Below are 25,150 nucleotides of genomic sequence, written 5' to 3'. Positions count from 1 at the left end.
CATGGTTTTCAGTCATGGTTTTCAGTTTTGAACTGTGACTGTGACTGAAAACTGAATACTTATCTTGGAATCTCGACTGTTTCGATAATTTGTTTGATAATTTCTGAACTTGTAATTCCTTCCATTTCTCTTTCTGGCGCAACAATTACACGGTGTTGTAAAACCGGAATTGCAGCTTCTTTAATATCCTCAGGAGTAACAAAATCGCGTCCGCGGATGGCAGCAAAACCTTTTGCAGCGTTCAAAATCGCAATCGAAGCACGTGGTGAAGCTCCTAAATACAAAAAGGCATTTTCTCTAGTATTCACTACGATTCGTGCAATGTACTCCAATAGATTTTGTTCTACTCTAATTTGTTTTATTAACGCCTGATATTCTTTTATTTCTAAAGCAGAAAGTACGGCTTTAATGGCTTCCAATTTTCCATGATCCTGTAATAAATGTTCACGTTGAATAATCAGGATTTCTTCGTTTAATTTTGGATAATCAACAGCAATTTTGAATAAAAATCGGTCTAATTGTGCTTCTGGCAAACGGTATGTTCCTTCCTGCTCAATTGGGTTTTGAGTTGCAATTACTAAAAAAGGAGTGTCAAGCTGATAACCAGAACCGTCAATTGTAATCTGGCGTTCTTCCATAACTTCGAAAAGCGCAGCCTGTGTTTTTGCCGGCGCACGGTTGATTTCGTCAATTAAAATCAAATTAGAAAAAATAGGTCCTTTTTTAAATTCAAATTCAGAACTTTTTAAATTAAAAATTGAAGTTCCTAAAATATCCGAAGGCATTAAATCTGGCGTGAATTGGATTCGGCTAAAATCAATATTAACGGTTTTTGCCAGAAGTTTTGCCGTAATTGTTTTCGCAACTCCCGGAACACCTTCTAATAAAACATGTCCATTCGACAAAATAGCAACTAAAAGCTGATCAACCATTTTGTGCTGTCCAACAATTACAGTTTCGATTTCTTTTTTGATGGCATTAACGTGTTTTAAAAGTGGCGTTAAATTTAGTCTGGTTTCGAAATTTACATTTTCATTTGTGATTTCGTTTTCTGTGATGCTATTTTCGTCCATGTTTTGGTATGTTTTCTTTTGGTGAATTTCGGTTAAAAATACTAATGTATAACTTTTTCAATTGCATTATTGATTCGGATTAAATCTTCTTCAAGACTTCCGTGATAACTCTTTCGATGTTCGTTGATTAAAAAGACAAGCTCTTGGATATCAGTAATATTTTTTCCTGTTTTAAGTTGCAGTTTTTTAATAAAATCATCATCCAGTTTTGTGGTATCAAGCAAATATTCGGTTCGCATCCTTTCAAGGAAAAAGATAATTTTCTTGTCAATAATATTCGTGTGATCGCCTTCTTGATAATATAAATTTCCAATTGTTTTGGTAAAATCGACTGTTAAATTGGCTAGTGGTTTTACAATTGGTACAATTCGCTGTTTTCGTTTGGCATTAAAAATTATGAAAATCAAAATTCCAAATATACTCATCAAATAAGCCCATTTTAATCCAGGCTGGCTAAAAATATAGCGCAGAGGAGAACCTGAGACCGACTCATTATTTTGTCCTTTTGTGTACCAAAAAATATCCCCTTTAGGAATTTGCGACAATGCATTTTCCGCATATTGATAATGATTTCCTTTCAGCAAATGATAATTCGTAAAAGCGGCCGGTTGTGTATGCAGATAAAAATAACCGCTGTGATATTGCACTTTTATGAAATTAATATGCTTTTCATTTTTTGCTGAACTTTGATAACCTAAAACGGTAGTATTTGCCGTATCGATTTTGGAAAAATAATCCTCAACAGACTGCGTAAAAATGTATTTTTTGGCACTTACTTTTTTATTTGCCATCCAAATCGAAGTGTTGTGAAATCTTTTTAAATCGTTCTGAACATCAAGTTTTAAACTGTCTAATAGAATTTGAGGAAAGCTTCGCATACTCAAAAATGCATTATTCCCGCGCGAAACAAAATAAAAAAGTTCTTTTACAGATTGTTCGTCAATATCGCCATTTGCAGCAATATTCAGGAATGTGCCTTTTATTCTGTAATCTTCAACTAAAGTATCTGGATTGTATTTAGAATCTAAATATTCGTAAGGCGTTACAGTTGTAATTCTTTCGATTTTTTGTCCTTTCAAAAGCCCTTTGATTTCTTTGTCAAAAACATATAATCCGTACGGAATTTTGTCATGTACAGAAAAAGTAGGACGCCAGTCAATTGGTTTTGGCTGTTTCTTGCCTGCAAATAAAATCAAGCCGAAAATAAAAACCAGAACACCGATATAAATTTTAATAGATTTATCCATGGTTAAAGGTTTTTATAGCTTTTTTAAATCGGTTTTCAGCTTTTAAGAAAATAGACTCGTTTATATCAAATTCACCGTACCAAATGTAATTGTACAAATAAGATAAATATGTAAACTCCTCTTTGTGAACGGGGCTTTGAATTTCATATAAATAATCAGAATTGGTTTTTTCAATATCCCATTCTATGTAATGATTTTGCGCCATGACTTTTAATAGCCACAAATAGTAATAACGAATCGCGATTCTTTTTTGATCCGATTGAATATTTTCTGCAATCAGTTTTTCGAAATCTATTAGATGAATATTTTTTTCGGCATCAGAATAATAAATAGTTCTTTTTTTAGAATTTTTGCCAAAAATCCATTGTCCTTCTTTGTTGATTAATGCTTTTACTATCAAGAAAATAACAATGATTACAACTATTGCAGCCAAAGTTTTAAAAAGAATAGCAACAAAATCTATTGATGCTTTTTGATTGCTGAAAGTGAATATTTTGCTAAAAATACGAGCAAGCCATTCTAAAAAATCATCCCAAAATGTTTTTTCAGGTGGTTTGACTTCATAAACAAAATCATCGCTTTTGTATCTCTTTTTGAAATCTTTTTCAAAAGTCTTTGCAGGAATTGTAGCCGAATCAATCTGGATGTCTTTTTCGGTATATTTAATAGAAACTGCTTTTGGCGGTTCTTCGGTCACAAGAGAATCTTGTGCATTTGAAAAACTGCAGCAAAAAAGAAAAAGTAAAATGAAGAAAATCTTATTCATTATGGTTTCCGATTAAGTCAATTTAGGCTGAGAATTGTTGTGTTTTTTTGTGGACAATAAAAGGATAAACCAAATAGTAAAATGAAATTATTCCTAATGTAAATAATATGATAAAACTGCTGAGCCAATTTGGCATATCAATAGAATATCGTGTAATAAAACCTTCCAGAAAACCAGCGCCTATTGTAAAAGGAAAAGTACTCAAATAGATTTTGAAACTATTTTTAAAACCAATTTTAAAAGAATTGATTCTAGAAAAAGTCTTTGGAAATAATATTGAAGCACCTAAAATAAATCCGGCCGCAGTTTCAATTACAATTCCAAAAATTTCCATCGCGCCATGAATCCAGATTCCTCTGACGCTTTTCCAAAAAACGCCTTGTTCATAAAAGAAATATTGAAATGATCCCAACATAATACAGTTCGACATGCAAATATAGAAAGTCCCAATTCCGGCAAAAAGCCCAAAAAAGTAACATTTTGCGCCAACAAAAAGGTTGTTCATTGTAATAGAAATAAAACTTCCCCAATTACTTCCGGATCCATAAACGGCCATTGGGTTTCCTTTTTTGATATTTTCCAAAGTTTCGTTTACATAATTGTCACCAAGAATAAGACGAACAAAATTAGGGTCATATTTTGCAGAAATAACGCCTATCGAAACCGTCACAAAAAATAGAATAAAGGCATAGATTAAATAGCGTCTGTATTCATAAACTAGTAACGGAACTTCTGTTACAAAAAATTCGACAACCCTGTTTTTCTCCGTTCTTTTGGTTTTATAAATCTTCTGATAAATTTGTGACGCAAGATGGTTTAAGTAAATAACTGTTTTACTTTTAGGATAATACGTTTGTGCATACGACAAATCATTCATCATTTGAATGTACAGATTAGCTAATTCGTCAGGATTTTTTTTAGCTTTACCAAAAATAGCTAGCTCAAATTCCAGCCATTTTTCTTTATTTTGTTTTATGAAGGCAACTTCTCTCATTGAAGGCTAAAATATAAAATATGTCAGAATTATCTATTACTACAACACAAAATGTTAAAATAAATTTTATATCGGCTTCAATAGGAGAGCGGTTAGGGGCTTATTTTATTGATTTGTCGGTCAAAATCGGCTATATACTGATCGTGTATTTTATCTTTTTTTACTGGCTAAAAATAGGTGTGTTAATGGATGGAATAGATGGCTGGTCAGAAAGAGCGATTATGTTATTTTTTGCCGTTCCGCTGATGTTTTACTCGCTTGCTTTAGAAAGTATTTTTGAAGGACAGTCAATTGGGAAAATATTGCTTAAAATAAAAGTGGTCAAAATTGATGGTTACCAGGCAGGTTTTGGCGATTATTTGATTCGATGGTTTTTTGGTATTATTGATTTTTTTATCCCACCAATTTATGGGCTTGTAGCATTGATTACCGCAATATCAAGTAAAAAAACACAGCGTTTTGGTGATATGGCAGCGGGAACAGCCGTAATTACTTTAAAAAACAATATCAATATAAGTCACACGATTCTAGAAGATATCGGAACGGCTTATGTGCCAACTTATCCTTTGGTTATTAAATTATCAGACAATGATATGCGAATTATCAAAGAAACTTTCAAAAAAGCGGTTATTAAAAATGATTTTGAAATTATAGGCAAATTAGTTGCGAAAATTGAAAGTGTGACCGGAATTAAAAACCAATCCGGAAACAACAGCGATTTCATCAGGGTTATTTTAAAAGACTATAATTTTTATACGCAGAATATGTAGGTTTTAAAAAAGGTACTAAGACACTAAGATGCTAAGATTCTAAGTTTTTTTTGGTTTAAAACAGCTTGTTAGCTGGGGTTTGGATTTAATTTTTTAAATTTAACAAGTTTAATATTTAGAAAAGGAGTAACCGAAAAGCCAAAGAGTAGGAAAACCTAAGCGTAAATACCATGAAAATTAAGAAAGTCGCCGCGTTATTAGTGTTGTTTTTTGTTTCTGTTTTTTCTTTCGCTCAAGGCGGAAAAAAGTTAGATAAAATAATAAAAAGAGATTACACGATTATTGAAGGTACAGTTTCTAAAATATCGGATAAAACTATCGAATATTCACTGCCAGGAGAAACACTTTTAATAGTTCTTGATGTTTCGCAAATTGCCCGAATCGATTTTGCAAGCGGGAGATCGCAGACATTTGATGTAAGTCAGGGAAACAGTTCGCCTTCTTCGTCAACGGGAACAGCTTTCGTTTCTTCAGAAATAAAACAAAATACAATTGCTGTACTCCCGGTTCCTTTTTTAAATTCAGACACTCAGCAAAGTTCTGAGGAAATGGCGAAGTTTGCTCAAAACGATATGTATAATAAATTGCTGGATAAATCTGGAAATATTGCTCCGTTGACGGTTCAGGATTTGAGAACTACCAACAGTTTATTGAGCAAAGCAGGAATTGATTATCACAATATTGATTCAACTCCGATTGAAGATCTTGAAAAAATATTGGGTGTTGATAATATTGTTGCAGCAAAAGTTTCATACACAATTAACTTAGGAACAACATCGACTACATACAACAGCGGTAACGCTACGATTAGTAATAATGACAAAAAGGTCAAAACAAATGATTATTCAACAACTACTGCAAATAATCAGGTTTATTATTACTACACAGTTTATTTTGACATGTATAAAAATACTTCAAAAATATATTCTCAAACGCGTAAACCCTTTTTGGCAATAAAAGACAGTTGGATGGAATCTGTTCAGTATTTATTGAAAAGAAGTCCGATTTACGTAAAAAAATAAATAAAAAAGGAGAGTTGTGTATTAAGAAAAGAAATCTTTGCACCTTTGTAACTCTGAACCTTTGCACCTAAAAAAGAAATGTTTCATTTACTAGATATTATCGGTACAATGGCTTTTGCCATGTCTGGCGCTTTAACAGCAATGCACAAAAAATTAGACCCGTTTGGGGTTTTTATTATCGCTTTTGTTACGGCCGTCGGTGGCGGAACTTTACGTGATGTATTAATTGGACGAACTCCCGTTGGCTGGATGCGCGATATGCAGTATGTTTATGTGATAATTTTAGGTTATTTACTTGCTATTCTTTTCAGAAAAAGCTTTGATAAACTTCGAACTTCATTGTTTCTTTTTGATACAATTGGACTTGGCGTTTTTACTTTGATTGGTCTTGAAAGAGGATTAACAACAGGACTTCATCCGGTAATTTGTATTGCTTTAGGAACGATGACAGCTTGCTTTGGAGGCGTTATCAGAGATATTTTATGCAACGAAATTCCGAATGTTTTCAGAGAAGAAATCTATGCAACAATCTGTATTTTAGGCGGAATCGTTTTTTTTGGTTTGCGAAAATTAAATTTGAATGACGATGTTTTATATCTGGTTACTTCATTAGTGATAATTGTAATTCGATTAATGGCAGTGAAATACAAATGGAATTTAAAAGCATTCGATCATAAGTAATTTGAAAATGACATTTACCGTAAAAAAATACGATCAAAAAGATTATCAGCTCTGGAACGATTTTGTCGCTTCAGCAAAAAATGCTACATTTTTGTTTCATCGTGATTTTATGGAATATCACAAAGATCGGTTTGAAGATTTTTCGCTTTTAATTTTTGATGACGAAAAATTGCTTGCCGTTTTACCAGCCAATAAACAAGGAAATTCGGTTCATTCACATCAAGGACTTACTTATGGCGGATTGATTTTTTCTTCCAAATTAAAAGCGGAAAAAACAGAAATGATTTTAGATGAAATTCTGATTTTTCTAAAAGAAAATAAAATTGAAACATTTCATTATAAGCCAATTCCCGATTTTTATTTTTCAAAAGGAAATAAGGAAATAGATTTCTTTTTGTTTAAAAGAAATGCTTTTTCTGAAAGAAAAGAAATGAATCTGGCAGTTAATCTGCAAGTGCCATTAAAGATTTCCAAAAGTAAAATGAAACATTTCAGACGAATTGAAAATCTCGATCTGGATATTGTCGAAGAACAAGATTTTCAGCCTTTTTGGGAAATAATTCTGGAACCAAGATTATTGGAGAAATTCAATGCAAAACCTATTCATACCAAAGAAGAAATCAAACTTTTAAAACAAATTTTCCCTCAAAACATCAAACAATATTCGGTTTATAAAAATGACGAAATTATTGCAGGAATCACCCTTTTTGAAACCGAAAATGTGGTGAAATCACAATACGGCGCAACTTCAAAAAAAGGTGAAGAAGTGCGCGCTCTCGATTTTTTATTCATCAACCTGATCCATAAATACAAGCGAAAAGGAAAGCATTTTTTTGATATGGGAATTGTAAATTCTGATAATAAGAGTGGTTATCATTCAGGTCTTTTGAAACAAAAGGAAGAATTAGGCTGTGCAATTTACAATCAGGATTTTTATAAAATCGATTTAAAATGATATCATTTTTAGACCTGAAAAAAATTAACGAACCTTATGAAACTGCATTTCAGGAAAAACTGAAAAAAGTTTTAGAAAACGGCTGGTACATTTTAGGAAAAGAAGTGGAAACTTTTGAAAAGGCTTTCGCCGAATATTGCCAATCAAAATATTGCATAGGAGTCGGGAATGGATTTGATGCTTTAGTCTTGATCTTTAAAGCTTATATTGAACTGGGAAAACTCAAAAAAGGCGACGAAGTAATTGTTCCTGCAAATACTTATATAGCAAGTGTTTTAGCAATTTTGCAAGCCGATTTGGTTCCGGTTTTGATCGAACCAAAATTTGAAACTTACAACATAAATCCTGATTTAATTGAAGAAAAAATTACTTCAAAAACAAAAGCTATTTTACCAGTTCATCTCTACGGACAATTAGCTGAAATGGATAAAATAAATGAAATTGCAGAAAAATATAATTTAATTGTTGTTGAAGATTGCGCACAATCACACGGAGCAATTCACAATTCACAATTCACAATTCAGAATTCGAGCGCTTACAGTTTTTATCCCGGAAAAAATCTAGGCTGCCTTGGCGATGGCGGCGCGATAACAACAAATGATCCGGAATTGGCAAAAGTGCTTTTTTCGCTTCGAAATTATGGTTCAGAAAAAAAATATTACAATGATTATGTTGGCATAAATTCAAGATTAGATGAGCTTCAAGCTGGATTTTTAAATCTGAAATTATTGAATTTAGATGCTGATAATCAAAAACGAAGAGCAATTGCAAAACGTTATTTAGCAGAAATCAAAAATGAAAAAATAATTTTGCCGTTTTGGGATTTCTCGCATAATCATGTATTTCATTTGTTTGTTGTAAGAACTCAAAACAGAGAAGATTTACAAAATTATTTGACGAAAAATAATATTCAAACTGTTATTCATTATCCAATTCCGCCACACAAACAAAAAGCATTTTCTGCCTGGAATAACTTGTCATTTCCAATTACAGAAAAAATTCACAATGAAGTTTTAAGCTTGCCAATAAGTCCAGTTTTAACCGAAACTGAAGTAGATTTTATCATTGAAATTTTAAATAAATATTAATTCGTGTCTGATAAAAAGTCATATCAGCAGATTTTAAAAACGACTTCACTTTTTGGAGGCGTTCAGTTTTTTTCGATCTTAATTTCAATTGTCCGTACCAAATTAATTGCTGTTTTTATCGGTCCAGCCGGAATGGGAATTATCGCTTTACTTAATTCAACTTTAGGCGTTTTAAGCAGTGTTTCTGGTTTCGGAATCGAAACGAGTTCGGTAAAAAATATCTCTGAAAATTATAAGAATGATGATTTAAAAACCGTTTCTAAAACCATTCAAATCGTAAAAAAAATTGTGTTTTTTACGGGAATTTTTGGGATGGCAATAACGTTGGTTTTTTCAAAAGTATTGAGTATAATAGCTTTTGGAGATTCAAGTCAGACATTTGCTTTTGCAATACTTTCAATTACCGTTTTGTTTAAACAATTAAGTTCAGGGCAATTAGCAGTTTTACAGGGTTTGAGGTCTTTTCGTTTTTTGGCGAAAGCCAATTTATTTGGAAATCTCTTTGGGCTACTTTTCTCAATTCCGCTTTATTATTTTTTGAAAATTGATGCCATAATTCCAACAATAATAATTGCTTCATTTTCAGCTTTGATTTTTTCATTTTATTATGCTAACAAAGTAAAATTTGAGAAAGAAAAAATAGACAAATCCACTTTGTTTTTAGAAGGAAAAACGATTGTGAAATTAGGTTTTATGCTTACAATCAGTAGCGTTTTAACGCTTTTGTCCACTTATGTAATTCAAATTTATATTGGAAAAACGGGAGGTTTGGAACAAGTCGGATTTTATAATGCCGGATTTACTTTGCTAAATTCTTATGTCGGAGTAATTTTCACCGTAATGAGCACCGATTATTTTCCAAAATTAGCGTCAATTAATACTGATAATGATAAAATTAGGGCAAGCGTTGAGCAACAAGCTTTTATTTCAATTTTGATAATTACACCTATTATTGCTTTGTTTTTAGTGTTAAGTCAGATAATTGTAAAAGTAATTTATACAGCTAAATTCGATGCCATTTTGCCTATGATTACGATTGGGATTTTGGGAATGCTTTTTCGCGCTGTTTCCTGGTCTATTGGATTTATTTTAATTGCCAAAGGCGATTCGAAAATGTTTGTAAAAACCGCAATTGGTTTTAATATTTTGTTTCTGATAATGAATATGGCGGGTTATTATTTTTATGGTTTAGAAGGTTTGGGGTTCAGTTTCTGCCTTTACTTTTTTTTCCATTTTATCGGACTGAAAATCATCACTAAAAACCGATATAATTTTTATTTTGAAAATGATTTTTACAAAATATATTTTGTTTGTTTTCTAGTTTGTGTTTCGGCATTTTTAATCAAATATGTCGAAAATCCTGTTTTGAAATATAGTTTGATGGCTCTCGTTGTTTTGATATCATTTGCTTTTAGTTTATACCAAATCAATAAAAAAATAGATTTAAAAGAAATATTTACGTCATTTGCTGAACGAAAAAAAGATAAAAATGATTAAAAGCAGTTACAGAAAATGCGGTACTTTTTATCACAAATTCAAGCTTTACTGGTCGGTAAACTGGACTAAAACACTGTATTTTAATTTCAAAAAATTCCCTTTTAAAACTGCTAAAAAACTTCCGGTTTTCTTTTATAAAAGAGTAAAATTCACTTCAATTTCTGGAGAAGTTCAAATTGACGGAACTATCAGAAGAGGAATGATTGGTTTTGGTCAGCCTTATGAATTGAACACCGTTCATCGCGGAATTGCCGAAATCAATATTCAGGGAAAATTAATTTTTAAAGGAAATTTTCAATTCGGGAAAGATTATTTTCTTTTTGTTGGCGAAAATGCCGTTTGCGAATTGGGAAATATGTCCTCAATGGCCTCGAACGCCAAATTAATTTGTCTTGAAAAAGTTGTGTTAGGAAATTATGTTCGTTTAGGCGCTGAGAGCCAGATTATCGATACTAATTTTCATGATATGATTGACACCAATACAGGTGAAAAACAGAAAAAAACGGGTTTAATTTTTATAGGAAATTATAACTTTAGCGGAAGCAGGATTTCGATTATGAAAAATACAAAAACGCCTGATTTTTGTACCATTGCGACTAATTCTTTCTGTAATAAAGACTATACTTTGTGGGGAAGTAATATTTTAATTGGCGGAATTCCCGTCAAATTAATCAGGATAAATATTTCGCGTGATTGGGAAGGAGAAAAGCAACAGCTAGATGATTTCCTGACGATTTAAATGAGATTTGAACGCTGATAAAATGGATTTACTTCGTAAAAACGCGGATTAACGCTGATTTTTTTAAATAAATCAATGAAAAATCCGTTTTAATCCGCGTCTTCCGAAAGCGAATCAGTAAAATCAGCGTTCAATTACAATACGGAAGCGTTGTTTAATTTCTAGTAAAATATATTTTAATAACAATTTCAAATTCGAGGTTTTATAAGCCAAAATCATTTCAAAATGCATTCTTTTCAAAATCGCTTTATGCTCTTCTTTTGTTCGGTTTAATCGAATTGCTTTTTTGATAATCAAATAAGTAGAATAATTTATTTTCCTGGATCTTTCGTCATTTTTAATAAAGAAATGAGTTCCTAAAGAAGTTGTTGAAATTCTTTTTTTGATCAAAATGTCATCAATAAAATCAAATTCATATTTTCGGGAAGCGCGAATCCAAATGTCTAAATCTTCATACGCCAGATTTTCATCGTAACCATTCAAATCATCAAAAACAGATTTTTTAACCATTGAAGAAACGGAGCAAATACTGTTTCCGCCTGAAATTACGCTTAAATAAATGTCTCCGGTTTTTCGATTTTCAATCACTTTTTTGTTTGAATCAACCGAAAAATAATAGGAATCAAATCCTCCATTTTCAGTAATTAATTCGACATTTCCATAAACTACGCCCAAGTTTTTAAACTTATTTTCTGCAAAAGCTTTTAGTTGTAAGGAAACACAATTTGGAAGCAAAACATCATCGCAGGCCAAATCAATTATGAAATCACCTTTGGCTAGTTTCAATGCTTTATTGAAGGATTTAGTGCTTCCTAAATTTATTTCATTTTCAATAAATTGAATTTGAGGATAATCGACAAGGAATTTTTTAATGACATCTCTGGAATTGTCCGTACTAAAGTCATCAACAATAATTATTTCAATGGCAGAATAATCTTGATTTAGAGCAGACAATAAACTCTCTGCAACAAATTTTTCGTGGTTGTAGCACAAGCAAATAATGGTCACTAATGAATTATTCTGCATATTGTTTTAAAGAGTTATATTTGATACGAAAATAAGAAAACACGAATGATATTGTCTCACAAAAAAAAGAAAATTGCTTTAATTGGCTACCGTTTGAGCGGAGGCGGAAGTGACAAAGTAATGGCAAATTTGTCTCTTTTTTTTGAAAAACAAGGATTTGAAATTGATATTATTATTGTTTTGAACGAAGTTAGTTTTCCTTATTCAGGGAAATTGGTGAATCTCGGATTACTGAAAAATGAGAGTAATGGCATTTTTAATAAAGTCAAACGTTTAAAGGCTTTGAGAACTTATTTGAACCAAAATAAATTTGATTTTATTATTGATTTTCGTTTCAGGACCAAGATTATTCAGGAACTTATACTTGCCCGATTTGTTTATAATGCTAAAACTATTTTTACCGTTCATAGTTTTTTGATCGATCATTATATGCCCAATAATTCCTGGCTGACAAGATTAATGTATAATCATTGTTTTGCAAATGTGGCAATTACAGATGAAATGAAAACGCTGATTGAGAAGAAACATAAATTACAAAACGTTGTAACGATTCATAATCCGGTAAATGTTGAAGAAATTAAAGAAAAGCAAAATGAAAAAATTGATTTGGAGTTTGACTTTATAATTGCTGTCGGACAATATGAAAACGAAATAAAACAGTTTGATAAATTGATTTCCAGTTACGCTAAATCTGATTTGAAGCAAAAACAAATTCATTTAGTAATTCTTGGAAACGGCAATGAATCAAAACTTCAAAAAGCAATTTCAGATCATAAAATTCAAGATTTTGTGCATCTTTTGGGTTATCAAAATAACCCGTTTAAATATTTGAGCAAAGCAAAATTTTTAGTTCTAAGCAGTAAAAATGAAGGTTTTCCGAATGTGATTTTAGAAGCTTTGGCATGCGAAATTCCGGTTGTTTCTTTTGATTGCGATTTTGGTCCAAGAGATATGATTACGACTTTTGAAAATGGTATTTTGGTCGAAAATCAAAATTGGGAAAAATTGACAAAGGCATTAAATCTATTCATTTCAGATGAAGATTTGTATCAAAAATGCAAACAAAATGCACTGAAAAGCATTGGGCCTTTTTTATTGGAAAAAATTGGAAATCAATGGTTAAATTTGTTGCACCGAGACTAAAATTATGACAACAATTCAAGATATCGAATTAGTAAAAATTCCAGTAGTTGAAGACTTAAGCGGAAATTTAGCCTTTATTCAAAATGGCGTTTTACCATTTGAATTCAAAAGAGTTTACTATCTTTTTGATGTGCCGAGTAGTGCTTTTCGCGGCGGTCATTCGCATATTGATCAGCATGAAGTTTTGATTGCTTTAAGCGGAAGTTTTGAAGTTACAGTAAATGATGGAAGTCAGAAAAAAAGCTATTTGCTGAATAAACCAAATGTTGGACTTCATTTGCCAAAAGGAATTTGGCGTGAATTAGAAAACTTTTCATCGGGCGCAATTTGTTTGGTTTTGGCTTCAGATATTTTTGAAGAATCCGATTATATTCGGGATTATGAAACTTTTTTGAATTCCAAAAAATGAGACTTCTTTATATTGTTCCCAAAATAAAAAATGCTGGTGGCGTCGCGCGCGTTTTGTCGATTAAGGCGAATTATTTTGTGGAGCATTTTAATTATGAAGTTCATATTTTATCTCAAAATGAAGAAAATGATTTGCCTTTTTATGACTTCAATTCTGAGATTATTTTTCATAATATGATTTTAAAAGGAAACGCTTTTCAGTTTTTAACATTCTATCAAAAACAAGTAAATCAGGCGATTAAGGAAATCAAACCAGACGTAATTTTAGTTGCCGACAATGGTTTGAAAGCCTTTATTTTTCCGTTTATTGTCAAAACAAAAAGTCCTATTGTTTTTGAAATTCACGGATCGAAATTTATTGAAGAAAGAGTTCAAAAAACAGACTTTATTTCAAAATCAATTCAAAAAATAAAATACAGGTTTAAAGATTTTAGTGTTCGAAAATTCACAAAAATTGTAGCGCTTTCAGAAGAAATTCGAAAAGAATGGAAAACGAAAAATGCAATCGTAATTTCGAATCCTTCTTGGATTAAAACAGAAAAAACGGCGGATTTAAAAAATAAAAAAGTAATTGCCATTGCCCGAAATTCTTATGAAAAAGGTCTATTTAGATTGTTAATTATTTGGAAAAAAATAATTCAAAAACATTCAGGTTGGACACTTGATATTTATACCGATGATGTTGATGCTTTACAAATTATGACCACTGATTTAAAATTAAATTCGAATATAAATATCTTCGGTTTTGTAAAAAATATAGAAGAAAAATATTCAGAATCTTCAATTTATGCGATGACTTCAATATCAGAAGGTTTCCCGATGGTTTTGCTAGAAGCGATGGCCTCTGGTTTGCCATGTATTGCTTTTGATTGTCCGACTGGTCCGCGTTCCATAATTACAAATGCTGAAAATGGATTTTTAATTCCGGATAATAACTTTGAAATGTATGTTGAAAAGCTTTCTTTTTTGATTGAAAATGAAGAATTAAGAATAATGTTTAGAAAGAACGCCAAACAAACTTCTGAGAATTATTCGGTTGAGAAAATAATGGAGAAGTGGAAGCAGTTTTTCGAAGAATTATCGATTGTTTAAAATACAAAAATGTCCTAATTTATAAAGATCGAATAAAAGTAAAGATGGTTTTTCAGAAACCAAATTTCTTTCGATTTTAGTTTGATTCTTTTTGAAAATAGAAGTCGCAAAACGAATCAATTTTACTTTCTTGAGTACTTCAAAAGCTTTAATAATTTTGCTTTCTTCTGAAGAAATTTTCTTCGAATTATAAAGAAAAACCAAATTTCCTAAAGCTGTTTTAGTTTTGGCTAAAAATACTTCTGAAGTTTCCAGATTTAAATGAAAAGTTGGATTTTTAGTAGGATTTACCTTGAAATTGTTTTTCTTCAAAACAGCGAAAAAAAGCAAATCTTCATAGCCATATTTTGTTATTGATCCATCAAATGGAAACTGAAGGAAAACGTCTTTTTTAATTAATAAGTTTGAACTTAAAACAGATGAAGTTTCTCTTTCCCGGCCATAAATCCACCGTAAAAGTTGTTCTTTTTCAGGTTTTTTATCTTCATAAATAATGCCGCCAAAAATTATTTTTTCATAGGAATTTGAAATTGCTGAAATATAGTTTTCAATAAAATTATTTTCTTTCGGAAATGTATCGCAGTCTAAAATTAAAAGCCAATTATATTTTGCTTTTTGGGCTAAAGAATTGATGTTTTTTCCTCTTCCTAAATTGGTTTCATTTGTAAAAAAGGAACAATTTTGGAAAGAATTAATTTTTTGGTTCTGAATGTTTTCCGCTGAATTGGATGCGTCGTCCTGGCAAAGAATCTCGAAAGCAATTCCACACGAATTGCATTGTTTTACCAGTTCGTTAACGAGCGGTAAAACATTGTAATTAAAAACCGGAATTAAAATGGAAAGCATTACACGCTTCTTTGCACCACTTCGAAGATTCTTTCATCTTCGCATTTCAATGTTTTTGATGGGAATTTCATCAATAAAGCATAATCGTGCGTTGCCATGATAACGGTTTTACCATTAGCATTGATGTTTTTCAATACTTCTAAAACCTCAGAACTTGTTTGCGGATCAAGGTTTCCTGTTGGTTCATCGGCAAGGATAAATTCTGGATCGTTAAGCAAAGCTCTTGCAATCGCAACACGCTGTTGTTCACCTCCGGAAAGCTGGTGAGGCATTTTGTTTAAGAAGTCTTTCATTCCAACCTTATTCAAAACCTCGTCGATTTTGTGCTCCATTGCTTCCTTTTCTGTCCATCCAGTTGCTTTCAAAACAAAAATCATATTGTCTTTTACAGAACGGTCTGGAAGTAATTTGAAATCCTGAAACACAATCCCAATTTTACGTCTCAAATACGGGATATCATTTTCTTTTAAAGTAGCCAAATCAAATTCTACAATGTGACCTTCACCTTCAGTTAAAGGCAAATCTGCATATAAAGTTTTTAAGAAACTACTTTTTCCAGAACCTGTTTTTCCAATGATGTAGATAAATTCACCATGCTGAACATCTAAATTAATATGAGATATAATTTTTCTTCCTTCTTGATATATAGTGACTTCTTTAAGAGATAGTACGGTTTGTGACATAATAAAATTGATTTGATTGGTAAAAGTAATAAGATAACGATTGGATTCAAAATAAATTTCAATCATTTCTTAAGAAAAGTTCTCGAAAATGAAATGAAAATTTACACCATAGAAGTAATGTAAGTTCATTTTAGTTAATCTTTGAAAACATCCTAGCTTATAATTACTTATATTGCTTATATGATTAAAAATCGTTTTTTATTGTGTTCTAAAATATCCTCTGTTGAAGATTTGTTTATAATAAAAGCCGGAAACGTTTCGTTATAAACGGTATAAAATGATAAATTTGAATACTAAATAAAACTAAAATGCGTAGACTTTCCTGGTTCTTTTTACTCCAAATTATTCTTCTTTCGACCACAGTTTCGGCACAAAAATCAGCTATATATACTTACGAATTAAAGGATTTTGATAAAGCTGTGGCTTTATACAATGACAAACAATATGCATCGGCACAACATATTTTTGAATATGTTAAAAACAATACGGCACCAACTGAAGAAGTAAAATCAGATTGTGCTTACTATATCGCAAATTGCGCGATTAGAACGAATCAGCCAAATGCAGATGCGTTAATGGAAAAATTTGTGGATGATTATCCAACGAGCACCAAACAAAATCAGGCTTATATTGAAGTGGCACAATATTTTTTCGAACAAGGAAATTATCCAAAAGCGTTGCAATGGTTTGACAAAGTGGATGAAAGCTATATGAGCAAATCAGATTCGGATAAATTTAATTTTCAGAAAGGGTACAGTTATTTTAATGCCAAAAAGAAAAAAGAAGCAACAACTTATTTTAATAAAGTGGTGAATTCTCCTGAATTTGGTTCTCAGGCAAAATATTATTTAGGATTTATGGCTTATGAAGGCGACGATTATAAAGAAGCAACCAAATATTTTGACGAGGTTTCGGGTGAAGAAAAGTACAAAGAAAAGCTTTCGTACTATCAGGCTGATATGAATTTCAAACTAGGAAATTTCCAAAAAGCAATTGATTTGGGCCAAAAAGCGATGGCAAAATCAAATGAAATGGAAAAATCAGAATTGAATAAAATCATTGGAGAAAGTTATTTCAATTTAAAGCAATACGACAAAGCGATTCCATATTTAGAGCTTTACGCGGGCAAAAAAGGAAAATGGAATAATACTGATTTTTATCAATTAGGTTATGCCTATTATGAACAAAAAGACTACGAAAAAGCGATTTCTCAATTCAACAAAATTATTGAAGGAAAAGATTTCGTTGCGCAAAATGCGTATTACCATTTAGGTTTAAGTTATTTGAATACAGGCAAAAAACAAGAGGCGCTGAATGCTTTCAAAAATGCTTCGGAAATGGAATTTAATGCTCAAATTCAGGAAGATGCAGCTCTGAATTATGCAAAATTAAGTTATGATATCGGAAATGCTTATCAAACTGTTCCTGGAATTTTGCTTGATTTCTTAAAAAAATATCCAAACAATTCTAGTAAATCTGAAGTTGAAAAATTATTAGTTGATTCTTATATTTCTACAAAAAATTATAAAGAAGCTTTAACTTTATTAGAGAAAAACAGAACTTCAGAAAATAAAGCGGCTTATCAAAAAGTGTTGTTTTACAGAGGATTGGAATTGTACAATGAATCTAATTATGCTGAAGCTGGAAAAATGTTCAAAAGCGCTTTGAGTGAGCAAAAAACACCTGAATTTACAGCGCGTGCCACTTTCTGGAAAGCAGAAACAGAATATCTTGCAGATGATTTTCAGAATGCTTTACTGACATACAAACAATTTGCCGGGCAAGCTGCTGCAAAATCGACAGAAGAATACAAAAACATCAATTACAACATTGGCTACACTTATTTCAAACTGAAAGACTATGACCAGGCTGCAACTTCATTTCAGGCGCAGATTGATACTTCTCCTTCTGATAAATCACGTTTGAATGATTCGTATTTGCGTTTGGGAGATTCTCGTTTTGTGAATTCTAAATATTCACAGGCAATGGAAGCTTACGGAAAAGCAATTGACGCAAAAGGAGTTGATGCTGATTATGCACAATTTCAAAAAGCACTTTCGTATGGATTTATGTCGAAAAATGATCAAAAAATCAGCGAGTTGAACAATTTCCTAAAAATGTATAAAAAATCAGAATATCGTGATGATGTTTTGTTTGAATTAGGAAATACTTATGTAGCTGACAAGAAAAATGATTTGGCCATTAAAACATATGATCAGTTGATTTCGGAATATAAAGACGGATCGTTTACCTCAAAATCAATTTTGAAACAAGGTTTGATTTATTACAATTCTGACCGCGACGAATTGGCTTTGGCCAAATTCAAAAAAGTAACTGCAGAATTCCCAAAAACGCCTGAAGCTTTAGAAGCTGTTGCTACAGCAAGATTGATTTATGTTGATTCAGGAAAAGTGGATGAATATGCAACTTGGGTTAAAACATTAGATTTTGTTTCGGTTACAGATGCCGAATTGGATAATGATACTTACGATGCTGCCTTCAAACAATACACTCAAAACAATAGCAAAGCAGCAGTTACAGGTTTTGCAGGTTATGTAAACAAATTTCCGTCAGGTTTGCATGCTTTAGAAGCTAATTTCTATTTGGCGCAATTGTATTATGCTGATGGTTTAGAAATGAAATCAGTTGCAAATTATCAATATGTAATCGATCAGCCAAGAAATGAATTTACAGAACAAGCTTTGAATAGATTGGCTCAGATTTACCTAAAAGCTAAAGATTGTGATAAAGCGATTCCCGTTTTGGTACGTTTGGAAAATGGTGCTGATTTTCCTCAGAATAAAAATTTCGCCCAAGCTAATTTGATGAAATGTTATTATGACAAAAAAGATTATGATAATTCAGTTGTTTCGGCTGAGAAAGTTTTAGAAAATCCAAAAGCAGATGTAGGTGTAAAAGCCGATGCGCAAATTATCGTTGCCCGTGCTGCAATACAAACAGGAAATGAAGACAAGGCAAAAACGGCTTATGCAAAACTTTTAACAACATCAAAAGGAGAATTAGCAGCTGAAGCGCTTTATTATGATGCTTATTTTAAAACCAAAGAAGGAAAATTTGACGCATCAAATGTAGCTGTTCAAAAACTGGCAAAAAGTTATTCGGCTTATAAATATTATGGAGCGAAAGGCTTGGTTTTAATGGCGAAAAATTTCTACGGATTAAAAGACAGCTATCAGGCAACTTACATTTTGGATAACGTAATCAATAATTTTACAGATTATCCGGATGTCGTCGAAGAAGCTAAAAAAGAATTGAGCGCGATTAAATTAGAAGAATCAAAAACGAATTCTTCAATTACTAAATAAGAAAAGAGAGTACGAAAGAAGAAAGAAGAAAGAAGAAAGAGACAAGATTGCAAAGTCTTTTTTCTTGGTTCTTGCCTCTAGTTTCTCAAAAAAAAAGAAAGAAATGAGTTTACCTTTTTATATAGTTGATGTTTTTGCTGATAAAAAATATGCCGGAAATCAATTGGCGGTTTTTTTAGATGCAGGAAATTTAAGTTCGGCAGAAATGCAACAAATGGCACGCGAAATTAATTTTGCCGAAAGCACATTTGTGACCAAATTGGACAGAGAAAATAATAAAGCTGAGATTAGGATATTTACTCCGGCTCATGAAATGCAGTTTGCGGGTCATCCAATAATTGGAACTTCTTGGGTTTTGATGAATAAGGTTTTTGATAATTCGACTGACGAAATTAAACTAGAAGTTCCGATTGGACCAATTGCGATTCATAAATCAGATGAGTTGATTTGGTTGAAAGCAGCTCAGCCGAAATTCTGGGATATTTTTTCAAAAGAAGATTTAACATCATTCAGCAATCTGCAAATAAGCGATTTCGAAAATCAATTTCCAATTCAGGAAGTGACAACCGGAAGTGCTTTTGTAATGGTTGGATTAAGCAGCAAAAGAGCACTTGAAAATTTGGTTTTAGATAAAGATAAAACCGATAAATGGCTTAAGAATAATTGCAAAACCGATCACAGAGGCTTGTATTTTTATTATTTAGAAGGCTCAAAACTGTTTAGCAGAATGTTATGCGTTGAGCATAATCAATTGGTAGAAGATGCCGCTACAGGAAGTGCAAGTACTTGTCTTCAGGCTTTTCTGTTGAAATACCACAAACCTGAATTTGAATTAATCAATTATCAGGGAGATTATATAGGACGTCCGTCTCAAATATATTTCAAAGGAAAGTTATCGGATGATCAGTTTGATATAAAGATTGGAGGAAAAGCGCAATTTATTGCAAAAGGTGAGTGGGAAGCTTAGATTTGAAAATAGAAAATAGAGTAAAGAGTAAAGAGCCAAGATATTAGAAATAAGAATAAAAAAGATAGAGAAAAATAGAAATAGGAAGAAAGTCTTTCTTCTTTATTCTAGCTTCTTTTCTCTAAAAAATAAAGAAATATGAAAATTAACTGCCGAAATAAAATTGTCGTTTTACTAGTGTTGCTTGTTTGTCAGCTTTCGTTTTCGCAGAAGAAAAATGAAAATATCGGATCTGAAACGGTTAATGTGGTAAAACCTTATTCACCAACTATATCTGATGCGTTCAAAGTAAAAGAAACGCCTTCGCTTGACGATACAGGAAATCAACCGAAAGAAACTATCAAGTATAGTATTTTGTCGGTTCCGGTTGCTTCGACTTTTACGCCTTCAAAAGGAAATGCGCAAGCAGTAGACAAATCTAAAAAAGAAAGATTGTTTAATAATTATGCAACTGTTGGAGTTGGTAATTACGGGACTTTAAATGCTGAATTGTTTGTAACTCAAGATTTAGGAAATAATGATTACGTGGCTGGAATGCTTCGTCATCATTCTTCGCAAGGCGGTATAAAAGATGTAAATCTGAATGATGAATTTTACGACACAGCCTTAAATGTTGGTTATGGGGTTATCAATCGTGATATGTCTTGGGGAATTGATTTAGGATATCAAAATCAAGTTTATAACTGGTACGGACTTCCAACGGATTTCGGAATGACTTTGCCGCCACAAACACAGGAAGATTTGATTAGAGGTATTAACCCAAATCATTCCTACAATACGATTTCACTTGGCGGAAATGCTGAATTTACAGAAGGAATTTTCAGTAAAATCGCAACTCGATTTACGCATTTTTCAGATAGTTTTTCTTCTTCAGAAAATCGCTTTTATCTAAAACCAACTTTCAAAGTTGATGTAATGGATCAGGCCATTACCACAAATGTTATTATTGATCATGTTAGCGGTTCTTTCGAACATAATTATGCGAGAGATAATACGGAACCTTTAAAATACAGTTTGACCAATTTTGGAATTGAGCCAAGTTTTGTAATTCATGAAAACGAATGGACTTTAGAATTAGGAGCTGGATTGTTTTATGGTTTAGATTCGGAAAATAGCGGAAACAAATTTTTTATCTATCCAAAAGTAAATGCTTCTTATAAATTGGTAGGTGATTTAATGATTTTCTATACCGGGGTAAACGGAAGCTTAAATCAAAACTCATATGCTGATTATGTAACGGAAAATCCATTTTTGTCGCCAACTTTAAATATGAGACCATCAAGCAATCAATATACAGTTTTTGCTGGTTTAAAGGGAAAATTGGCCAACAATGTCAGTTATAATTTGACAGGTTCATATTTGAATGAAAAAGACAAAGCGTTGTTTAAAAGCCAGGATTATACAGAAGATTTTTCAAACCAAAATTATGCTTTCGGAAACTCTTTTAATGTAGTTTATGATGATGTGAGAACTTTCCGTTTCTACGGAGAGTTAAAAGCTGATTTTTCTCAAAGTGTTTCTTTTGGAATTAACGGTACTTTCAATAGTTACAAAACGGACGGTTTAGAAGCTTGGAATTTGCCATCAATGAAATTAAGTTCAAATCTTGATGTCAATATTACCAAACAATGGTACGCAGGCTTGAATGTATTTTTTGTTGGAGACCGAAAAGATATGCAAACGAATCTGGATTTCGGAGTTGAGCCATCTGTGATAACTTTAAAAAGCTATTTTGATGCTAATGCTCATTTAGGATACAAATACAATGAACGTTTGACTTTCTTCTTAAAACTAAACAATATTGGAAATCAGGCTTATGAAAAATGGCTGAATTATCCTGTTCAGGGATTCCAGGTTTTAGTTGGAGGAAATTACAAATTTGATTTTTAGAAAGGTTTTGCCGTAAAGGCACTTAGGCGCAAAATACACTTTAAATTGCGTCTTTTTTAGCCATGATTTCATGAGTTTTTTGGAGTAAATTCGTGATTTCATGGCTAATTTTTTTATATAAAGAAAAACCTTAGCATCTTTGCAACTTAGAATCTTAGTAGCTTAAAAAAATGACTTTTAAAGAAAAAATATATTCCCATTATCTGCAAATGGTCCAGGACCGAATTGATGTTTTTAAAGACATGATTTCTGGCTTGACCGAAGATTCAAAAAACGATGCCAAAGGTTCTGCCGGCGATAAGCACGAAACGGCTTTGTCGATGATGCACATCGAACAGGAAAAATTGACCAACAAACTGAAAGAAGCTATTGCTCAAAAAGCGATTTTAGATAAAATTGATTCTTCAAAAACTACAGAAAATATTATTTCGGGGAGTTTGGTAAAAGCAAACGGAATCTATTTATACGTAAGTGTGGCACTTCCAAAAATTGAAATTGACGGAATTAATGTTATTGCACTTTCTCCGCAATCTCCATTAGGTAATCATTTAATGGGAAATAAAGTTGGATTTCAGTTTGAGATCAATAAGACGCATTATACGATTCAAAGCGTTGAGTAATTAAATTAATCATGAAGGTTTTTCATTTCGACCGAAGGGAGAAATCACTAATCTTTGTCGAGTTTCTAGTGTGATTTCTCCCGTCGGTCGAAATGACAAGATTGAACATAAAATAATTTCTGAACAGCTTTGCCTATTCTGTTTGTGAATTGTTTAGTGTTATTTGAATATCTTAAAATTTAATGCAAGGATTTCTGAAAAACCTTGACTTTTACTCAAATTTTGTCCTCAAAATTAAAATTTTCAAGTTCAAACCATTTTTTAGTGTTAAAATTTTACATTTTGTATGTAAAATTTAATTTGTGGTTTAAAATTATAACTGAAACAACTATTTGTGTTTTTCAATTATAACCATTACCGCATCTTTGCCTTATCAAATTAAAATTTACAAAATAAAAATATAGAATTATGTGCGGAATTGTATGTGCCTTTGATCTAAAACAAAAAGCTGAAACTTTAAGACCTCAAGTATTAGAAATGTCTAAAATCATTCGTCACCGCGGACCAGATTGGAGCGGAATTTACAGTAATGATAAAGCAATTCTTTCGCATGAGCGTTTGGCGATTGTAGATCCAGCTTCAGGAAAACAACCTTTATTTACAGAGGATAAAAAATTGGTCTTGGCTGCAAATGGTGAAATTTACAATCACAGAGATCTTCGTAAGCAATTTGAAGGAAAATACAAGTTTCAAACAGAAAGTGATTGCGAAGTTATTTTGGCGCTCTATAAAGAAAAAGGACCTCATTTTGTTGATGAAATGAACGGAATCTTCGGATTTGCAATTTATGATGTTGATAAAGATGAGTATTTTGTTGCTCGTGACCACATGGGAATTATTCCATTATACATTGGATGGGATCAACACGGAACATTTTATGTGGCATCAGAGTTGAAAGCTTTAGAAGGATATTGTACAAAAATTGAATTGTTCCCTCCAGGACATTATTTATCAAGCAAAGACGGTGAATTTGTACAATGGTACAAAAGAGACTGGACAGAATATGATGCAGTAAAAGACAACGAAACAAGTATTCCTGAAATCAAAAAAGCGCTAGAAGCTGCGGTTCACAGACAGTTAATGAGTGACGTTCCTTACGGAGTTTTACTTTCTGGAGGTTTAGATTCGTCTATTACTTCGGCTGTTGCCAAAAAATATGCAAAAAACAGAATCGAGTCTGATGATACAACAGAAGCTTGGTATCCGCAATTGCACTCATTTTCAGTTGGATTGGAAGGTTCTCCAGATTTAGCGGCTGCAAGAAAAGTAGCAGATCACATTGGGACAATTCACCACGAAATTAAATTCACGATTCAAGAAGGTTTAGACGCCGTTCGTGATGTAATTTACAACTTAGAAACTTATGACGTAACTACGGTTAGAGCTTCAACTCCAATGTGGTTAATGGCGAGAGTTATCAAGTCGATGGGAATCAAAATGGTGCTGTCTGGTGAAGGAGCAGATGAGTTATTCGGAGGATATTTATATTTCCACAAAGCACCAAATGCGAGAGAATTCCACGAAGAAAACGTTCGTAAATTAAGCAAGCTTCATATGTACGACTGTTTACGTGCTAACAAAAGTTTGGCTGCTTGGGGAATTGAAGGTCGTGTTCCTTTTTTAGATAAAGAATTTATGGATGTTGCCATGCGTATCAATCCTCAGGATAAAATGATCAACAAAGAACATCCTATGGAAAAATGGGTTGTTCGTAAAGCTTTTGAAGATATGCTTCCAGAAAGTGTAGCATGGAGACAAAAAGAACAATTTTCTGATGGAGTAGGATACAGCTGGATTGATACTTTAAAAGAAGTTGTAGCAAGAGAAGTTTCGGATGAGCAATTAGCAAACGCGAAATACAAATTTCCATTGCAGACACCAACTTCAAAAGAAGAATATTACTATCGTTCAATTTTTACAGAACATTTCCCAAGCGATGCTGCAGCGTTATGTGTGCCTCAGGAAGCAAGTGTTGCGTGTAGTACAAAAATCGCTTTAGAATGGGATGAAGCCTTTAAAAACATGAACGATCCATCTGGTAGAGCGGTAGCAAGTGTTCACGACGATGCTTATGTTAAAGCATAAACAAGTTTAATTTTAGAATTAGTATATATTTTTTTCGAAAAACGTTCTCTGAATTGAGAACGTTTTTCTTGTCTTAAATTATTAAATTGTAGTATTTCAGTTAGTTGCAAATGATTTTTTAAGATTGTTTGTCTATCTTTTTATAATTGGCTTTTTTTTCTAAATAAAGTTAAATGCCTGATATTATAATTAGAATAAAAAGGAAAAACAGAAAATAATATTTAGTTTTGCT

The 25,150-nt window shown here is 32.1% G+C and carries 22 protein-coding genes; 15 read left to right on the top strand and 7 right to left on the bottom strand.

What is annotated here, in order from left to right:
* Positions 1-59: 59 nt before the first annotated feature.
* The 4 genes from ACWA1B_RS09130 to ACWA1B_RS09115 are packed head-to-tail and all read right to left on the bottom strand — an operon-like array spanning position 60 to position 4,080.
* Positions 60-1,073, bottom strand: coding sequence for an AAA family ATPase (locus ACWA1B_RS09130; protein ID WP_456906126.1), 1,014 nt, complete (start codon positions 1,071-1,073; stop codon positions 60-62).
* Positions 1,074-1,114: 41 nt separating this feature from the next.
* The gene (locus ACWA1B_RS09125) at positions 1,115-2,320 is read right to left on the bottom strand and encodes a DUF4350 domain-containing protein (RefSeq protein ID WP_456906125.1); all 1,206 of its coding nucleotides are present in this window, start codon (positions 2,318-2,320) and stop codon (positions 1,115-1,117) included.
* Positions 2,313-3,086 carry a DUF4129 domain-containing protein gene (locus tag ACWA1B_RS09120; protein WP_456906124.1) on the bottom strand — a complete coding sequence of 258 codons (774 nt, stop codon included), beginning with the start codon at positions 3,084-3,086 and terminating at the stop codon, positions 2,313-2,315. Before ACWA1B_RS09120 ends, ACWA1B_RS09125 begins: the two co-directional genes overlap by 8 nt.
* Before the next feature lie 22 nt (positions 3,087-3,108).
* Positions 3,109-4,080 carry a stage II sporulation protein M gene (locus ACWA1B_RS09115; protein WP_456906122.1) on the bottom strand — a complete coding sequence of 324 codons (972 nt, stop codon included), beginning with the start codon at positions 4,078-4,080 and terminating at the stop codon, positions 3,109-3,111.
* A 20-nt stretch (positions 4,081-4,100) separates the two neighbouring features.
* Between ACWA1B_RS09115 and ACWA1B_RS09110 the strand changes: the two genes are divergently transcribed.
* The 7 genes from ACWA1B_RS09110 (at position 4,101) to ACWA1B_RS09080 (ending at position 10,832) form a co-directional block, all read left to right on the top strand.
* Positions 4,101-4,850 carry an RDD family protein gene (locus ACWA1B_RS09110; protein ID WP_456906120.1) on the top strand — a complete coding sequence of 250 codons (750 nt, stop codon included), beginning with the start codon at positions 4,101-4,103 and terminating at the stop codon, positions 4,848-4,850.
* A 170-nt stretch (positions 4,851-5,020) separates the two neighbouring features.
* Positions 5,021-5,872: a hypothetical protein gene (locus ACWA1B_RS09105; RefSeq protein WP_456906118.1), complete on the top strand. Its 852-nt coding sequence runs from the start codon at positions 5,021-5,023 to the stop codon at positions 5,870-5,872.
* 78 nt (positions 5,873-5,950) lie between these two features.
* Positions 5,951-6,553, top strand: a complete 603-nt coding sequence (locus tag ACWA1B_RS09100) for a trimeric intracellular cation channel family protein (RefSeq protein ID WP_035649075.1) — start codon at positions 5,951-5,953, stop codon at positions 6,551-6,553.
* 7 nt (positions 6,554-6,560) lie between these two features.
* Positions 6,561-7,508 (top strand): FemAB family protein, encoded by a 948-nt coding sequence (locus ACWA1B_RS09095; protein WP_456906116.1) that lies wholly within the window; start codon positions 6,561-6,563, stop codon positions 7,506-7,508.
* Positions 7,505-8,596, top strand: coding sequence for a DegT/DnrJ/EryC1/StrS family aminotransferase (locus tag ACWA1B_RS09090; protein ID WP_456906114.1), 1,092 nt, complete (start codon positions 7,505-7,507; stop codon positions 8,594-8,596). The genes ACWA1B_RS09095 and ACWA1B_RS09090 overlap by 4 nt, the downstream gene beginning before the upstream one ends.
* 3 nt (positions 8,597-8,599) lie before the next feature.
* Positions 8,600-10,093 carry an oligosaccharide flippase family protein gene (locus ACWA1B_RS09085; protein WP_456906112.1) on the top strand — a complete coding sequence of 498 codons (1,494 nt, stop codon included), beginning with the start codon at positions 8,600-8,602 and terminating at the stop codon, positions 10,091-10,093.
* Entirely contained in the window at positions 10,086-10,832 is a 747-nt protein-coding gene (locus tag ACWA1B_RS09080) for an LbetaH domain-containing protein (protein ID WP_456906110.1), read from the top strand. Before ACWA1B_RS09085 ends, ACWA1B_RS09080 begins: the two co-directional genes overlap by 8 nt.
* A gap of 123 nt (positions 10,833-10,955) precedes the next feature.
* On the opposite strand, the gene ACWA1B_RS09075 is transcribed toward ACWA1B_RS09080, so the two are convergent.
* A complete protein-coding gene (locus ACWA1B_RS09075) occupies positions 10,956-11,858 on the bottom strand; it encodes a glycosyltransferase (RefSeq protein ID WP_456906108.1) in 903 nt (300 codons plus the stop codon).
* Between the two features lie 45 nt (positions 11,859-11,903).
* On the opposite strand from ACWA1B_RS09075, the gene ACWA1B_RS09070 reads away from it, so the two are divergent.
* Genes ACWA1B_RS09070 through ACWA1B_RS09060 form a run of 3 tightly spaced genes read left to right on the top strand, consistent with a single transcriptional unit; the run spans position 11,904 to position 14,501 of the window.
* Positions 11,904-13,001, top strand: a complete 1,098-nt coding sequence (locus ACWA1B_RS09070; protein WP_456906106.1) for a glycosyltransferase — start codon at positions 11,904-11,906, stop codon at positions 12,999-13,001.
* Positions 13,002-13,005: 4 nt separating this feature from the next.
* Positions 13,006-13,410 carry a sugar 3,4-ketoisomerase gene (locus ACWA1B_RS09065; RefSeq protein ID WP_456906104.1) on the top strand — a complete coding sequence of 135 codons (405 nt, stop codon included), beginning with the start codon at positions 13,006-13,008 and terminating at the stop codon, positions 13,408-13,410.
* A complete protein-coding gene (locus ACWA1B_RS09060) occupies positions 13,407-14,501 on the top strand; it encodes a glycosyltransferase family 4 protein (protein ID WP_456906102.1) in 1,095 nt (364 codons plus the stop codon). Before ACWA1B_RS09065 ends, ACWA1B_RS09060 begins: the two co-directional genes overlap by 4 nt.
* Here the strand turns inward: ACWA1B_RS09060 and ACWA1B_RS09055 are convergent.
* On the bottom strand, positions 14,487-15,347 hold the full coding sequence (locus ACWA1B_RS09055; protein WP_456906100.1) for a glycosyltransferase family 2 protein: 861 nt from the start codon (positions 15,345-15,347) through the stop codon (positions 14,487-14,489). The genes ACWA1B_RS09060 and ACWA1B_RS09055 overlap by 15 nt on opposite strands.
* Positions 15,347-16,030 carry a cell division ATP-binding protein FtsE gene (locus ACWA1B_RS09050; protein WP_035649442.1) on the bottom strand — a complete coding sequence of 228 codons (684 nt, stop codon included), beginning with the start codon at positions 16,028-16,030 and terminating at the stop codon, positions 15,347-15,349. Before ACWA1B_RS09050 ends, ACWA1B_RS09055 begins: the two co-directional genes overlap by 1 nt.
* A gap of 308 nt (positions 16,031-16,338) precedes the next feature.
* Between ACWA1B_RS09050 and ACWA1B_RS09045 the strand changes: the two genes are divergently transcribed.
* The 5 genes from ACWA1B_RS09045 (at position 16,339) to asnB (ending at position 24,918) form a co-directional block, all read left to right on the top strand.
* Positions 16,339-19,356, top strand: a complete 3,018-nt coding sequence (locus ACWA1B_RS09045) for a tetratricopeptide repeat protein (RefSeq protein WP_456906097.1) — start codon at positions 16,339-16,341, stop codon at positions 19,354-19,356.
* A 103-nt stretch (positions 19,357-19,459) separates the two neighbouring features.
* Positions 19,460-20,323, top strand: a complete 864-nt coding sequence (locus ACWA1B_RS09040) for a PhzF family phenazine biosynthesis protein (RefSeq protein ID WP_456906095.1) — start codon at positions 19,460-19,462, stop codon at positions 20,321-20,323.
* A 138-nt stretch (positions 20,324-20,461) separates the two neighbouring features.
* Positions 20,462-22,213, top strand: coding sequence for a TonB-dependent receptor (locus ACWA1B_RS09035; protein WP_456906093.1), 1,752 nt, complete (start codon positions 20,462-20,464; stop codon positions 22,211-22,213).
* 170 nt (positions 22,214-22,383) lie between these two features.
* A complete protein-coding gene (locus ACWA1B_RS09030) occupies positions 22,384-22,833 on the top strand; it encodes a hypothetical protein (RefSeq protein ID WP_456906091.1) in 450 nt (149 codons plus the stop codon).
* A gap of 408 nt (positions 22,834-23,241) precedes the next feature.
* Complete coding sequence (gene asnB, locus ACWA1B_RS09025; protein WP_456906089.1) at positions 23,242-24,918, top strand: asparagine synthase B; 1,677 nt, start codon at positions 23,242-23,244, stop codon at positions 24,916-24,918.
* Positions 24,919-25,150 lie beyond the last annotated feature (232 nt).

It is taken from the genome of Flavobacterium xizangense (assembly GCF_054075145.1).
This window is presented reverse-complemented; position numbering and strand designations above follow the sequence as displayed.

What these genes read in the sequence shown, in the direction of transcription:
- ACWA1B_RS09040 (WP_456906095.1), top strand. Translation starts at nt 19,460, where the DNA reads ATGAGTTTACCTTTTTATATAGTTGATGTTTTTGCTGATAAAAAATAT.
- ACWA1B_RS09090 (WP_456906114.1), top strand. Translation starts at nt 7,505, where the DNA reads ATGATATCATTTTTAGACCTGAAAAAAATTAACGAACCTTATGAAACT.
- asnB (WP_456906089.1), top strand. Translation starts at nt 23,242, where the DNA reads ATGTGCGGAATTGTATGTGCCTTTGATCTAAAACAAAAAGCTGAAACT.
- ACWA1B_RS09095 (WP_456906116.1), top strand. Translation starts at nt 6,561, where the DNA reads ATGACATTTACCGTAAAAAAATACGATCAAAAAGATTATCAGCTCTGG.
- ACWA1B_RS09110 (WP_456906120.1), top strand. Translation starts at nt 4,101, where the DNA reads ATGTCAGAATTATCTATTACTACAACACAAAATGTTAAAATAAATTTT.
- ACWA1B_RS09125 (WP_456906125.1), bottom strand. Translation starts at nt 2,320, where the DNA reads ATGGATAAATCTATTAAAATTTATATCGGTGTTCTGGTTTTTATTTTC.
- ACWA1B_RS09030 (WP_456906091.1), top strand. Translation starts at nt 22,384, where the DNA reads ATGACTTTTAAAGAAAAAATATATTCCCATTATCTGCAAATGGTCCAG.
- ACWA1B_RS09115 (WP_456906122.1), bottom strand. Translation starts at nt 4,080, where the DNA reads ATGAGAGAAGTTGCCTTCATAAAACAAAATAAAGAAAAATGGCTGGAA.
- ACWA1B_RS09055 (WP_456906100.1), bottom strand. Translation starts at nt 15,347, where the DNA reads ATGCTTTCCATTTTAATTCCGGTTTTTAATTACAATGTTTTACCGCTC.
- ACWA1B_RS09120 (WP_456906124.1), bottom strand. Translation starts at nt 3,086, where the DNA reads ATGAATAAGATTTTCTTCATTTTACTTTTTCTTTTTTGCTGCAGTTTT.
- ACWA1B_RS09130 (WP_456906126.1), bottom strand. Translation starts at nt 1,073, where the DNA reads ATGGACGAAAATAGCATCACAGAAAACGAAATCACAAATGAAAATGTA.
- ACWA1B_RS09065 (WP_456906104.1), top strand. Translation starts at nt 13,006, where the DNA reads ATGACAACAATTCAAGATATCGAATTAGTAAAAATTCCAGTAGTTGAA.
- ACWA1B_RS09105 (WP_456906118.1), top strand. Translation starts at nt 5,021, where the DNA reads ATGAAAATTAAGAAAGTCGCCGCGTTATTAGTGTTGTTTTTTGTTTCT.
- ACWA1B_RS09100 (WP_035649075.1), top strand. Translation starts at nt 5,951, where the DNA reads ATGTTTCATTTACTAGATATTATCGGTACAATGGCTTTTGCCATGTCT.
- ACWA1B_RS09060 (WP_456906102.1), top strand. Translation starts at nt 13,407, where the DNA reads ATGAGACTTCTTTATATTGTTCCCAAAATAAAAAATGCTGGTGGCGTC.
- ACWA1B_RS09035 (WP_456906093.1), top strand. Translation starts at nt 20,462, where the DNA reads ATGAAAATTAACTGCCGAAATAAAATTGTCGTTTTACTAGTGTTGCTT.
- ACWA1B_RS09080 (WP_456906110.1), top strand. Translation starts at nt 10,086, where the DNA reads ATGATTAAAAGCAGTTACAGAAAATGCGGTACTTTTTATCACAAATTC.
- ACWA1B_RS09070 (WP_456906106.1), top strand. Translation starts at nt 11,904, where the DNA reads ATGATATTGTCTCACAAAAAAAAGAAAATTGCTTTAATTGGCTACCGT.
- ACWA1B_RS09045 (WP_456906097.1), top strand. Translation starts at nt 16,339, where the DNA reads ATGCGTAGACTTTCCTGGTTCTTTTTACTCCAAATTATTCTTCTTTCG.
- ACWA1B_RS09050 (WP_035649442.1), bottom strand. Translation starts at nt 16,030, where the DNA reads ATGTCACAAACCGTACTATCTCTTAAAGAAGTCACTATATATCAAGAA.
- ACWA1B_RS09075 (WP_456906108.1), bottom strand. Translation starts at nt 11,858, where the DNA reads ATGCAGAATAATTCATTAGTGACCATTATTTGCTTGTGCTACAACCAC.